Consider the following 13,992-nt stretch of genomic DNA (forward strand, 5'->3'; position numbering starts at 1 on the left):
AAGAAAATAAGCCACACCTTAATTTAACTGACGTAGAGCTCAACGCACTAGTTATCGCTTAAGCAGATCTCAGGTTAATTAACCTTTAGCCATAAAAAAACCCGCAAGCTTGATTTCTCAAGCGTTGCGGGTTTTTTAGGGTTTTTAGACAAACGAATCTAAAAACCGATATTGGGCTGGGGTCATCTGAAGTTAAAGATTAAGGTATTGAAAATAATAAAAATACTAATCACAAAACAAAGTAGGTACTACTAACAGTACTACCAAAAGGAGTTTTCAAACACATATATACCGCCTAACTCACACTCTCACCAATAACGAAGTAACATTGTCTTTGTATTAAACTTTCGCCTGTTAATAATCAACTAAATTATTACTTAGTAACTATTGCAATGTTAGAAGCTACTAATTGTATTATGTTTAAAATTAGATAATAATTACAAATTAATTGGTAAAAAATTAGACTAGACGAGTTATAGAAAATAAAACTTAGCGCACTATCAAGCAAGAATATTGTCTGCGCAAAGCTATGGATTGGCTGAATTTAATACAAACACCTTTCTCCGCTTTCGTATTAACCACTACGCTTTTTTGTGGATTAATAGTTCTAGTCTTTTTTCACTCATTTAAAAGTTAGATCGTGTGCCTCATTTAAAAAGGAAGGTAAATAATGGCAAGACTACTTGGTAAACTTACAGGGTTGGTAATACAGCTCTTAATACTGCCTTTTGTTATCATTTTCGCAATCCCTGCAGGTTTAATGAAAGCTAGACGGGCACAAGCAGCCCGAATACTTTTTACAAGAGACGAACAGACTTTGCTCAGCAAAGCGCAAGGAACGCTTAATATGGCAGAATCAGCACTGGTTCCCCCAGATAATGATTTATTAATAACCTCAAAGTGTATTGAAAATGCTAGGGTTCAATACCAACAAATAAAGGGTACCGAGCGCTTTGATACTAAATTCTCAAATTTTTTAGCACCACAATTACTCAAATGTCGTGTAAACGACTGGAGCAATGTATCCAAGTTCTTCAACTTGTCGAATTTAGGTATTCAACTTCCCAACCAAGTTTTGGGTGAAACAAAAACCACTCCCCAACCAAATTTTAAGTCATCGGACTGGAACAACAAACCAGCACAAGAACAACCTATAGCGTTACCCTATGGAAATGATAAAAAATTACAGGAAATCACTGAGTGTGTGGTTGTTCTAACTACTAATGCTCTTTCCCACACCGATTTAGAGTTAACGGAAAGTAATGCTAATAGCCTTGTTAAAACTATAATGCTCTCAATGCGAGAAAGCTTTGACGCAACAACCCCCCCTATAATTTCAGCCCTTCAAGTTGTTGAAAACCTTGCAGAGAATGCACGCAATAATCAGCAGTATGACTTTTTGTGTATGTTCGCAATATCCGTAATAGTGGGTGGTGAAATATACGTAAAAGAGAATACTCTATCTGAAAAGGAATCAAAGTTCATTTTAGAAATGATTAATAGAGCACATGAAACAATTGCGAAGCATAAGAAACACATAACATCTAAAACTGTTATAGATTTTATTAATACGTCACTAGTAAGCCGAAAAAAAGCAATTGCTACTAGTAAAAATAACGGTTACTACATTCGCGATACATTAAGTGAGCAATTAAATCAACCAATTCATATTCATTTTGATTCCTACGAACCTGTCTTTAATATGCGTAATAAGGTATTACCAAACCCTTGCACGTTTTTGGTTACTATAGACAGCCCAAACTTCTCACCTAAAGGCCTCACTTGCAGAGTGGGTGGTATCAACCATAAGCACTTAGCACAAGATAAAAATGATGAAGTCATAGCCCATGTCTACATGGCTAAGGAAGAGTATGATGGTTCATTTAAGCGGGTGCATGTGCAACTACTCGAAGACGGTCGAGTTGTGGGTCAGCTAGTAAATAATGGTCAATATGAGAAAATGACAAGCCTTGATGGAGTCTTTTTTTTACCAGGTGATACTGTTTTCCTCGACGAAATGGGGGAGCCTTATCATCAAGATGACCAACCAGAAACAACTAAAGAGCAACAGTTACTATTAGACCGAGAAATGGAACAAATTGGTAACTCGTATTTTGAATAATAACTAGATTATTATGAGAGCTTTTCTTAAAACATCGCTAAAAGTAACTTAGCGGTGATCGGTAAGTTCTTGTTATTTTTTGTAATAGGATAACAGTACTTACCTAAATCACTTTAACGTTCGTACTATCTTGTTCAGTGTACTGTTTTTGCCAGACAACTAGCCTCACTTCACTATAAACCAAAACTCAAAAAGTTTCCGATAACAGGATAAGCATATCCTGTTAAAACCATTTGGCAACTGAGCTATTTAATAATTACTTTAATAGCTTCTTATTTATTTGCTCACTAACTAATTGGAGAACCTCTTTACTTTGGTTGTCAGCAGCCATCATTAAAACTGCTTTTAAACTCAAATCAACTTGTTTGCGGCCACCAGCTTGGCAATATCTCAATAGACCACAAATTTCTATAGTATTCCTTCCTTTACTTGTCATGTAGCGATAGGTGAGACCAGGTACAAGTGTTTCAATATGATCCTCATACTTATCAAAATGAGGATGTACAATTAAATAATTAGCTGACTTATTTGGAAATGATTTATAAGCTGAATAACCTTTCTTAGTGACAGGGCGGCTACCTTTCGCTGTATTACAATCTATACATGAGGCGCATAAATTTAGTGGGGTATACGTATATTTAGGCTCTTCATGCCTACAAATAATATGATCTGTATGCCAAACATTACCGTTAGTAGAAAGATTTTCGATCTTACAGTAAGCACAAGTATTACTCTGTTCCGCAATGTAATGCCTTTTTATTTTACCCCTTAAATCCCTCAGTTCTTCATTAGGCCAACTTGGAAGCTTGCTATCGCCATTTACACTCTGATTTTCAACTAATTTGAGTTCTTGAGGAGTAAATTCATAACAATCCACTAGCGGACTCTCCCTATAGTTTCTTTGAGTATTCGAATCAATACGTGGGCTTTATCATCGCGCTTCAACAGCTTTTGAATACCAAAAAGCTTTTCTGCTTTTAGATTATTCTCTTCAGATAGCTCTGCACCTTCACAGATTGAATCAATAACCTCAATAGCTTGCGAAATTAAATATTCATTATTTTGACCAGGGTTATGGAATATATTTGCTAATTGATAATCGGACGAACGAGCTTGATGCTCTTTACCGCTAATTAATTCATTACTTGTCATATCTAAAATATAGCTATTAAAGCCTCCCAAATCAGACAGAATTAAGGGGCTATGGGTCGCGATAATAAAATGACATCCGTTATACTGATCAAATGCATCATGTAGTATTGAAACAAATCGCTGTTGCCAGCTAGGATGCAAGCTAATTTCGGGCTCATCAATGAGAATTAAAGAGTTATCTTCAATAGACGAGATTAAACCCAGGAACAACAAAAACAAGCATTGTTCTCCAGAACTTCTTTTTTCCAGAGGAGTAACCTTTAAATCAAAAACACTATCAACTATCTCAGGGCTGGATGTATGTAGGGTCTGTATGTCTTTAACTGTAATAAAGCCAGCCTGAAGAAATAATGAAAAGGTAGATTGATCTATGCAGGGAGCATTCGTACTAAAATTGCTAGTTTTGAACTCAGCCACATTTAAAGTGATACCAGATTCTGAAATATTTAAAACGTATTCCGGATTATCAATACAAAGCTCAAGCTCTAGTAGTAATTCAGTAATTTCTAACGGCTCAAAGAACTCTAATGCACGCTTAAGTATTACCTGCGTTTCTGGCTGCAAAGCAATATCTCGTTTGTAATTATTTAACTCTTCAAAGCTAATAGTGGACTCAATTGAAAGAACAAGCCTTGTTGTGAAGCCAAACTCTTTAAGGAAGCGTCTAAGCGATGTTAATTTTCTTTTATCATGAGTATCAGATTTTAGAAGTTGGTTAATAGCTGATGAGGCAATGCGAGTTGATGGTTGATGGTCCGGGATATAAGGTTTTGAGCCAATATATGAATAAAAACCACCGGCTTTTTGGTCTTTTGCTATGCGCCACTTCGGACAAAATTTTTCGAATTGACTAGTCGATGCGCATATAAGCTTTTTAGGAATAGAGGCACCGAGTACTCTAGTTACGCATTCCCAAGATTGGTAACCTGCTAAATACTGCTTATAAGTGGTATGTAAATCAATATCCTGCGAACATACAACATCACTATATAGCTTTCTATAATAATTACTAATATCAACAAGTAAATGAGACTTACCACAACCATTATTACCAATAAGTAATGTATAAACATTCTCATTTGTATTTTTACCGGTAAATAATTCTTTATCGCGTATTCGTCGTACTTGAAAACCCATTATACTCTCAACTCAATGATTTTTAAGATTTTAGCATTTCAATAGTACAAATTAGCTAATATCAAGATTTTATATAAACTAAAATAAGGCTTTTAAATTGCTGCATGTTTGAATTATACATATTACAAATATTCTCAAGCTTGAGCCTAGCTTAACCTAATACTGTATTAAAAAAAATGGACTAGAAAGACTAATCAGTACTTGGGCTAACTCGAAAGCTAGTTACAAGTTAACTATTTGAGGCTATAAGAATAAGGGTTCCATATTCCCACTCCTTAAGCTTTCTCTAATCTAAACCAAGACGAGTTTTCAACCATAAAGCTTGGTGCATCTACAGAGCGTATCACTATCATACAGGTTTAGCGTCGAATGAATCCGAGGTTAGATACCTAGACCCTAAAACCTGTGGCCAAATTTTATTGACCACTTTTATCTTGAAGGCTTTGAATGATTAGCTAACATGTTTTGAAAAGTTTTGATTTCCTGTTATTTTCAGAGAGTGAATATTAATTACTTACTTCAAAGTTTGCGTTATTTATTCACTAACAAATAGCATCACCTTATTGTGAACCTAACTTGTGTTTAATACGACTAGTACTATAGTTTTTAGTTTGCGGAGGCTTCTGGCCTTTGCCTCTCACTTTAGCCAAATACGATATACGCCATATTGCCTGTTGAAGCGAGTTATAATCTCCTCGTTTAATATTATAGTAGCAATGCTTAGGAGTATATTGTGAGCCTTGTAGTTGATGCTCCCACACCGTTTTCACTTTTAGTAAAATATCATGTGGGTGACGTATTTTGTGTCCATCAAGCATTAAAACGTAGTGGTAATGCTGTTGCTTAGCTGTTTCAATTTCACGGCACCAAATGAAGCCTATGCGCTTTAAATTATAGGAACGCTTGAGCCATTTAAATAAAATTCGGTTAAATTTAGTGATCACTTGGTTAGTTTGGGTGAACTCATATAGCCTAAGATCAAACCGTACTAAATGAACTTTACTGTGATGATTGAGCATTACAACAACTTGGTTAATCATTTTTTTAGCCATAGCTGAATAGATGCCGCTATGCTTTCCATTGACCCAAAATATTTGCTCATTTACTTCAAGGAAGCGAGTCTTCATTTTATAAGACATAGTAGTACTTAATAAGTTAGAGATATTATTAATTACCTAGCTATAGGTTAGTTGTTACTATCACTGTTTGAATTAAGGTGAAAGAGACTGTAATGCCGTTGCTATTTTGTTTTTAGGGTAAAAAACCTATAAATAGCGCTTAATAAGCATTATTAAAATCCAAAGCTGAGACTATAAAGTAAGTAAACACTAACCTTTTTAAGTTCGGTATTAACGTTGTTCTTAAAAGTTGCTGATAGCTTAACTTTCATATTTCACCACCAGCACACTATCAAAAAGCCACTTAGTCGTAACCCTATCAGCAACTAACTTCACTTTTAAACGACACTTGCTGCTCTTCTGTCATCGATAAAACCATTATCGGAAATGCTGTTAACCGCCCCGTTGAAGGACATTCGACCTTCTTATCTTCTACTGTAAATAAGTAGCCTTTACGTTTAAGTGCATATACCACATTTTGCAGGTCATCAATTCCAATATAGCGAGCCGTATTAGTATTTATTGTTAGCCCTTGGCTTATCACACTTAACACATAACTCGTCTCCTTTTGGCTCCAATGTGGTTCTGGCAAGCCTAGCTCTAAGCATTTATTCTTACGAATCATTGCTAAACTCCTTCATGCCACGTTTACCAATGATACTTTGTACTAATGTTCTTAATTGTTGCTCTGTGTAACCTGCGATCATTGCTTGGACTACTTTGTCACATTCACTTTCGACAAAGCCAACAGCACGCGCACCTAAGCTTATTGGTTTAGGAAAAACACCATCATTTATACGATTATATAGAGTGGATTTGGACCAGCCTGTTTTGTTTAAAACTTCAGGTCTGCGGATGATTTTAGAAAAACTTTTAATGTTCATTATTAATTACCTTTAGACGTTATAAAACGATTCAGGCACATTAAAAACCATTAGCATGGGGGTAAGGCTAGACGGGTTAACTAATTAATTAAGGGGGTAACCTAGGTAACCCCCTTAATTATTACTTAGATTATGATTTTATAATTGAAGCAATTCTTTCAGCTTTTACATTGCTAATGCCCTGAAAAATGCGACCATCTCGATGCTCAATTCCACGGCGTTTACTTTCTTCTTTTAACCAAGCCTCTATTTCTTTGTTAAAAGGCAAATTATCTTTACCTTCACAAAGTTGTTCGTATGCATCTATTGCCAATTGAAGCTCCGGTGGGTATCGATTTGAGATATTTACTTCATTATTACTAGATTGTTTTTCATTGTTCTCTATAGAGTTTGATTGAGTACCGATAGGTTTATCATTGCTTTTTAAAGGCACACCAAGCTTTGCACAAAATTCAATAAATTCTGAGTAATTAAAATAAACTTGCCTATCATAACCGTTACTTATTTCTAAATGCTCAATACCTTTTAAGTCAGGTCGAGAACAGTAATCTCCACATTCATAAGAGAAAGCAAATATAGGCTTATCCCCTGGCTTATTTAAGGAGGTAGCAGGCTCTTTGGTCTGTTTAATAAACCCGATTACATAGGCTTTTATGGGATCTTCATCAAATGGAATTTCACTTACTATGCCTTCATAATAAATATAAGTATCAAGATCATTTATAACGTCATGAATCGGTATATTAATTAACGACTGTAGCTGCTCTTTGGTAAAAAAGTCATTTTTAAAATCATTTCCCATATTCATTTCTTTATTATCCATAATAACCTCAACCAACTATTTTTAAGGTGGTATTAGAGCGCCCTACCTTGCCTTGCTTAGCTAGCTCAATATATTCAGACCACCAGCTCATCATTACTCGTCTACGCTCTAAGTAATCTGCACGGTTATATGCTCGCCTTACCTCATTTTTATCAACATGTGCTAGCGCTGCTTCAACTACATCACCTTCAAAGCCATGCTGATTTAATGCAGTACTTGCGATAGATCTCAATCCATGTGCTACTAAACGATTTTCATACCCCATGCGCTTTAAAGCCATGTTAGCTGTTTGCTCATTAAGATGAGTTCGAGGGTTTCTATCCCCAGGAAATATATGCTCTCGATGACCACTGATAGGCTTTAACCTATTTAGAATCTCTATTGTCTGATCTGTTAGTGGAACGGTATGCCCTCGCTTCATCTTCATTCGAGCAGCTGGAATCTCCCACACCCTATTTTCAAAATTAATTTCTCGCCATGTTGCACCGGCAGCTTCGCTTGGTCTAACCATGGTGTGTAGCTGCCACTCGATTAAAAGACGAGTAACAAGCTTAATACTCGCATAGCTAAGATCCTTCATCAGCTCTGGGAGTTCTTCAGGTAGGATAGTAGGCATGTTTTCTTTGATTGGCTTTTGAAAAGCCGCTCTTAGGCCTGATAAAGGGTTAGCATGTATTAACCCTGTATTGACAGCATAGGTCATTATTTCATTTAACCTTTGGCATAAGCGCTTAACTGTTTCTAAACTGCCCTTTGCAGCTAAAGGCTTTATTACTTCTATAACTTTTGGTGCCGTTACTTTGCTTATAGGTAGCTTTCCTAGCTCAGGAAATAAGTGATTTTCTAGCGAGCGCCATAAATCAATACCATAGTTTTCACTTACTTGTGTTTTCTTGATTTCAAACCAATTAGTAGCAACATGATTAAAGGTATTTGATACTGCCTCTAACTGTATACGCTCATGATCATCTTTATACTCTTTCGGATCGATGTCTTTAGCCAGTAACTCTCTAAATTTTGATTTTAATTTACGGGCATCAGCTAAAGATATAGCTGGGTACCCTCCTAAACCAATACTGGTCCGCTTTTTTGTGTAAGGTTTGTAATAGTCCAGCAACCAAGATTTATTGCCGTTAGGTTTAACTCTAAGTTGTAAGCCGTCGCCATCAGATAGTTTATATACTTTCTCTTTTCCTTTGGCTTGCTTAACTTCCGTATTGGTTAGTGGTTTTGTTTTTGCCATAAAGTAGTACCCGATTTACTTTAACTGAAGTAGTACTACCAAATGTACTACTTTAAAATCTGGATGTCACTGTTCATTAATAATCCTACTTGGAATCGTAACCTAGCGGAAAGTGAGCTATATGGGGAATTTAAGGCAAAAAAAAGACGCCTATTGGCGTCTTAGTTCTTTGAAATGGTGGAGCTGGGGGAGTCTTAATCAACAATGCAATACACTGATTCAAAAGGGAATACAGACAAAAACAAGAGGTAGTTGTTACTATTGTTGTTACTTCCTGCTTTTGCGTGGGTTCAAATTCGCTCTTTCCCACTGAACTGGTTTTAGTGTATGAGATTTTTATATTCAACATTTAATAATTGACCTACAAGAATCGTTTGTAGATCAATAAATACTTCTACTACTAAATAGATACAATGAATCACTTTGTCATGTAAATTGCTAAACAAGAAAATATTTGTCATTGTATGTATTAACTTAATTGATTATAAATAAACCTAAGGAAAGATATGTTTTTTTCTAAAAAAAATAAAACTGAATCCGATAAAAAAAACTCGGATTGGAGTATTTCTGAAAAAGGAGTAAAAAATAACTTAACTGGACACCTTTATGATATTGGTGGGTTATCCTTTAGCTCAAGAATAGAAGGTAGCAATACATTAGCTACTTTATGGTATCAAAATAAATACCTTTGTAATTTAACTATTCCAGCTAACCAGTCCGACTTATTCAGAAATTATTACATAAGGGAATGTGATGATTTTATAAATGATTTTACTGAAATTAAGTTTAATGACCATTTAAATAATGAGGTAAAACTATCAATCCCTATTCTAACTTTAAATTCAAAAAACTATGGGTTATGTGGTTTAAGGACTCAAAGCTCTAAATTAGGGTGTGACTTATATACCTACGGTAACTACTTAACAACTGTAGATGAAAGCTATGCGAAAGCCATAGAAGATGCTAAAGATATATCCCTTGCAAGACAGTACGGTATTATTGGCAGTAAAACAAAAGAACAGCTTGAAGAATCTAAAAGAAATAAAGCTGAACAAGAAAAAATAAAGTCTATTATGCAAAGTGGTATATTGTTAACAACTGAAACTGCCCCAAATTTTAATATTACTAAACGTATTGATATAATTACTGCTGAATGTGTTTACGGAATGAATATTTTTAAAGATATTTTTGCAAGTTTTACTGATGTTTTTGGAGGGCGCAGCGATAGCATTCAAAGCACACTAAGAGATGCGAGAAAAACAGCACTTGCTGAGCTTCGAAAAGAAGCAGCCTCAATTGGAGCAAACGCAGTAATAGGAGTTGATTTAGACTATAGCGAAATTTCAGGAGGTGGTAAATCTGGCATGTTATTTATTGTTGCCTCTGGAACAGCTGTAATAATTGATAATTAATTGAAAAATAAATAAAGTGATAAAAACGAGGGTGCTCAAACTCATTAGCTAAAGCATTTACTAATAGCTGCGAGTATCAAACGTAAGCTTGTTAGGTGCTCCTGCTTTGTACCCTCCTGTCTTTTTACCTGCTGCCATTATTGATACTCCACTCACCTTTTATACGTTGAGTTTTACTAGGGTAATTTAGGTTCTGAGTGCTAACTTTTGCTAACAATATCAAGTTTTAACAATATTACCGCTTAGACCCTGCCGTTAAACGCTCTGCTAGTGTGGCAGATACTTTTATACTGGTGTTAGTCTCGAGCGGTGCGTTATCGCCTTGCATCTCGTTATGGGCTTTTATAGCGGCAATGGCTGCCGTTGCGTTTAACACTCCCTTTTCTTGGTGTTCAGTCATAGCCGTTTCAATGATGGACTGTAACGCCACCAGCTTTTTAGTTTTAGACCATATAAATTCATTATGCGCTTGCTGCTGGTGGATTTTTATGGCTTTTTGAATGACAGGTTTTGTAAGGTTCTCAGCGCCAATAGCTTGAGCCGTCTTGGTACTATAACCAGCTTTAATTGCTGCCTGTGTCGCATTCCCACCGTTTAATAAATATTCTTTAATGAAGGCGCTTTGTTTAAGCGTTAGCTTTTCGGTATGCTGGTGGTACTCGATGTGCGCCATAGATAACCCTTACAATATAATGACTTTATTATAGCATGAGTGGTTAAGCTGTTTAAGCAGGTTGGGTAAGTAAACAAGTAGCTAACTCACGCTAAAAACCTTTCAGGGTGTGACTTCGAGTACACTTTATTAAGTAGTTAGGTCAATTTTAGCCGCTTCTTGTTTTAACTCTTTTGATATTTAAAACTATAGATAATGGAAATCTAACAATGTGAAAAAAATACACGAGTCGAAAAAGCCCAAGGCTTAGGTAATAGCTTTATAAAATCAAACTGTAAAAAGTAGCAGATATAAAAAGAGTCCTATAAGGACTCTTTTGATTCAAACATAAGGAATTATTTGTTTATAATTTCTATCACTACATTATAACCTTTTTAGGTGTCCGAAAATATTAAAAATAGATTGTTTTGGTTAAGTGGTTAGGTGTGGTTAAGTGCAACAAAAACAAGCTAACCAGCCTACAAACCCTTAATAGCAAGGCTTTCAGCTTATAATGGTTAGGTGGTTAAGTGACTTTACCCACCTTTAGGATTTTAGCCGCTGCTTGTTGTTTGCTATCCCTATACTATTAAACCTATAAAAAAATCAAAGTTAGTGTTTTTACTTAACCACCTAACCAAAAACGAGTGAACACCCTATAAACAAAGGGTTTCGGGGTGGTTAGGTAAAATAAAATCTACCTAACCATTACTTAACCATAACCATTTAAAAACGATAGAAGCGGCTAAAAATAATCCTCTAAACCGTCATCGTTTGCCGCTGGTGTGATTTTTATAGGTATCTTATAAGCTGTGCTGTTCGCTCTGGCTTTTTTAGAAGTAATCAAACCCTCTTTAGCCAAGCGCTTTAAAGCTTTACCCAACATACCACTATGGTTTGATTGCAGCTTTTTATCTTCTGCTATTAACTCGCCAGCGGTAAACCAGCCATTTATACACGTTGGGCGTTCTATATACTGCGGCAAATCAATTTTACTCTCTGGCGCGATATAGTTATCAACTATGTGATTATAAGCAAAGCCTTTATCTTGAAAGTTATCATTAGTAGATAGGGCTTTTTCTTGTGTTTCATCACTGAGCACCCAACCATAACCGTCCAAGTATAACTTTTTAACCTCAAGCCAAAACTGGTGAAGCTTGTCGGGATCGGTTTGTTTAATTGAGCCTGTACCGTCAAACGTCCAACCTAGTAAACTGTTCAAAGTGTCCATATCAATCGCCTTTTCTAGTTCAAGCACTGCAAAGCGACTTGAGCCAGTATCGTCTTTTAAAAAGTCGCGCTCATTCACTGTTGCAATAAAACACGTTTGGCGCGGTTTCTTTATATCGCTTCTGGCGTATGGTGGGCGCACTGTATCAATAGACTTTGTAATAAATGCCTTTAAGCTGCCTTGTGAGTTTTTACTTGTGCGTTCAAGCTCGCCAAGCTCAACAATCCATGATCGTATGTTAGACAAAATACTGTCTTTGTTATCTGGGTTTAGCTCTGCGCCCTCTAAAAAAGCGTATGGCATTACTGCTGCGATACGCTCAACAAAGGCGGTTTTTCTAAAGGATTGACCACCTTGTAAAACAGGCACTAATTTACTTTTGAATGTCTCCTCATAAATACATGCAACACACGCCACCAGCCAGTGTTTCATAATAGAGGAGGCTAACTGTTCATCTTTAGCATTTAAACACGCTATAACCTTGTTAACGCGCTCTATGCCGTCCCATTCACCTTTGTTTAAGTAAAATTTTACTGGATGAAACTTGTTACTGTGGCTAATAGCTATTAAGTGATCCTCAATTGCCGTCTTAGGTAGATCATGCTTAACCGCTGCGCTTATTAAATTGCTTCTAACTTCTTCAAAGCTATTATTTAATGATTTAGTACCTTTTAATAACTCAGGCTCAAAGATCATCGTATTAAAGGCAAACTCTATCCCGTAAAAATTGCCCAGCTCTGTTAGGTTGGCGGCTGTGTTTAATGTGCGCCCTTTGCCGTCCTCACTGATTTTTATATCTGGGAATTTAGGGCTTAACTTTGGCGTTTTTTCGGCTGTTGTTTTTTCCACCTCTACAGGTAGATTAGTAACTGCTGGTAAACTCATTTTTCACCCCCTGCAAAAAACTTGTTTACACTTTCATTGTGTAAATGCGTAAAGTATTCTTGCTGGTTGTGCTTATGAATAGCTTTAAAGTGTGTTTGTGCAATATCCTTTAGTGCGCGTTTATAATCCCCGCTATATTCCCGTATAGCGATAAAATCAAACATATCTAAGCATTGCCCTGTGGCGCAGGGATCGCTTTCATGGTGTGAATAATAACGTTCTTTACCATCTGTATGACTTGTTAAAATATATACGCCTGCGCTCTTGCTGGTGGCTTCTGGTGGTAAGTAGGCTTTACCTTGCATCTTATAACCATAATTTAAAAGCAACTCATGCCAAGAGTAAGCGTTATTAACTAGGTTAATTATGGATATTTGTTTCCCGACTAGATTTTGCTTATACGTGGGCTTAATTGGAGCTGTTTTAGCCGCTTCTAGTTGCTCGGCTTGTTGCTTTGCCTGTTCAACTTCAAACGCTTTAGCATCTGTTAGTATTTGCGAGTTTGTAACGTTCAGCGGTTCGCCTTTCCCTATCTTGTACTCGTAGCAATCACCATCAAAGCGCACAGGTAAATACATTATTTGCTGGGGTCTTGTGGCGCAATCGTCCGCCATAAATACATAGCTTAGATAGCTTTCCACCAGCGCCCATACCTTGTAAGTAAAAGAAACGGCTAGTTCTATATAAACTCTGTAGCGTTCGCCTTTGCCGTCCTGCTGGTGGCTTGCTGTCGTGTGTATGATATACGACTCAATACCCATACCCTCGAGCGTGTCGGCTATGCTGTCTATATCTAAGTCGGTATCATCAAGATCAAGGCGTAACAGTGTAAAGTTATCATGCTGTAAGATTGTTTCTTTTTGCTTGTCGGGCGCATCTGTAGCCGCAATAATTGGACTTTTAGCCTTTGCTTGTGTGTATGTCAGTTCGCCTAAATCGTTTGGCATTGTGACTTTAAGTGATAATTCATGCCAATTGATATAACTAAATGCTCTAGTTACATTGTGGCTTTTAGCTGTTAAAAATTTCATAATAATTTATACTCTTAATTGTGCTGGAGGTGAAAGTTTGGAGACCTAACCACCAGCTTTAAGTTATATATCAAAAAGTGTTTAAGCTGATTAAATAGTTATTTTTTAGTCGGCTTTTCTTTTTCAAAGATAGGGTCATTAGCCGCGCCTGTAATTTTAAAATACTCGGTCACAATAATGGTTTTAACCTGCTCAAGACCAAGTTGCTCAAGAGTTTTAATGAGATTCTTTTTTGCCCTATCCTCTCTTTCCTTTTTTACCCTTCGTTTTACTTGCTCTCGCTGTGAGTCTCGGTCATTAAA

The 13,992-nt window shown here is 36.4% G+C and carries 12 protein-coding genes; 2 read left to right on the forward strand and 10 right to left on the reverse strand.

What is annotated here, in order from left to right; translation table 11 throughout:
- The first annotated feature begins 670 nt into the window (after window positions 1-670).
- On the forward strand, window positions 671-2,122 hold the full coding sequence (locus HC000_RS08500; RefSeq protein ID WP_179807426.1) for a hypothetical protein: 1,452 nt from the start codon (window positions 671-673) through the stop codon (window positions 2,120-2,122).
- 256 nt (window positions 2,123-2,378) lie between these two features.
- Here the strand turns inward: HC000_RS08500 and HC000_RS08505 are convergent, their stop codons facing one another.
- From HC000_RS08505 to HC000_RS08535, 7 genes are all read right to left on the reverse strand, one after another.
- Window positions 2,379-2,999, reverse strand: coding sequence for an HNH endonuclease (locus HC000_RS08505; RefSeq protein WP_218910971.1), 621 nt, complete (start codon window positions 2,997-2,999; stop codon window positions 2,379-2,381).
- Complete coding sequence (locus HC000_RS08510; protein WP_179807427.1) at window positions 2,999-4,411, reverse strand: AAA family ATPase; 1,413 nt, start codon at window positions 4,409-4,411, stop codon at window positions 2,999-3,001. The genes HC000_RS08505 and HC000_RS08510 overlap by 1 nt, the downstream gene beginning before the upstream one ends.
- Window positions 4,412-4,971: 560 nt before the next feature.
- Entirely contained in the window at window positions 4,972-5,538 is a 567-nt protein-coding gene (locus HC000_RS08515; protein WP_257025464.1) for an inovirus Gp2 family protein, read from the reverse strand.
- 310 nt (window positions 5,539-5,848) lie between these two features.
- Window positions 5,849-6,154, reverse strand: a complete 306-nt coding sequence (locus HC000_RS08520; RefSeq protein ID WP_179807429.1) for a hypothetical protein — start codon at window positions 6,152-6,154, stop codon at window positions 5,849-5,851.
- On the reverse strand, window positions 6,144-6,413 hold the full coding sequence (locus HC000_RS08525) for an AlpA family transcriptional regulator (protein WP_179807430.1): 270 nt from the start codon (window positions 6,411-6,413) through the stop codon (window positions 6,144-6,146). The genes HC000_RS08520 and HC000_RS08525 overlap by 11 nt, the downstream gene beginning before the upstream one ends.
- 130 nt (window positions 6,414-6,543) lie before the next feature.
- Complete coding sequence (locus tag HC000_RS08530) at window positions 6,544-7,236, reverse strand: hypothetical protein (RefSeq protein WP_179807431.1); 693 nt, start codon at window positions 7,234-7,236, stop codon at window positions 6,544-6,546.
- Between the two features lie 7 nt (window positions 7,237-7,243).
- Window positions 7,244-8,479 carry an integrase domain-containing protein gene (locus HC000_RS08535; protein WP_179807432.1) on the reverse strand — a complete coding sequence of 412 codons (1,236 nt, stop codon included), beginning with the start codon at window positions 8,477-8,479 and terminating at the stop codon, window positions 7,244-7,246.
- A 506-nt stretch (window positions 8,480-8,985) separates the two neighbouring features.
- Between HC000_RS08535 and HC000_RS18670 the strand changes: the two genes are divergently transcribed.
- Window positions 8,986-9,891: a YbjQ family protein gene (locus tag HC000_RS18670; protein ID WP_346010168.1), complete on the forward strand. Its 906-nt coding sequence runs from the start codon at window positions 8,986-8,988 to the stop codon at window positions 9,889-9,891.
- Between the two features lie 235 nt (window positions 9,892-10,126).
- On the opposite strand, the gene HC000_RS08545 is transcribed toward HC000_RS18670, so the two are convergent.
- From HC000_RS08545 to HC000_RS08555, 3 genes are all read right to left on the reverse strand, one after another.
- Window positions 10,127-10,564, reverse strand: a complete 438-nt coding sequence (locus HC000_RS08545) for a terminase small subunit (protein WP_179807433.1) — start codon at window positions 10,562-10,564, stop codon at window positions 10,127-10,129.
- A gap of 724 nt (window positions 10,565-11,288) precedes the next feature.
- On the reverse strand, window positions 11,289-12,659 hold the full coding sequence (locus tag HC000_RS08550) for a VapE domain-containing protein (RefSeq protein WP_179807434.1): 1,371 nt from the start codon (window positions 12,657-12,659) through the stop codon (window positions 11,289-11,291).
- Window positions 12,656-13,690 carry a hypothetical protein gene (locus tag HC000_RS08555; protein WP_179807435.1) on the reverse strand — a complete coding sequence of 345 codons (1,035 nt, stop codon included), beginning with the start codon at window positions 13,688-13,690 and terminating at the stop codon, window positions 12,656-12,658. The genes HC000_RS08550 and HC000_RS08555 overlap by 4 nt, the downstream gene beginning before the upstream one ends.
- Between the last annotated feature and the right edge of the window lie 302 nt (window positions 13,691-13,992).

Source organism: Pseudoalteromonas sp. MIP2626, assembly GCF_013414205.1.
Lineage (GTDB): Bacteria > Pseudomonadota > Gammaproteobacteria > Enterobacterales > Alteromonadaceae > Pseudoalteromonas > Pseudoalteromonas nigrifaciens.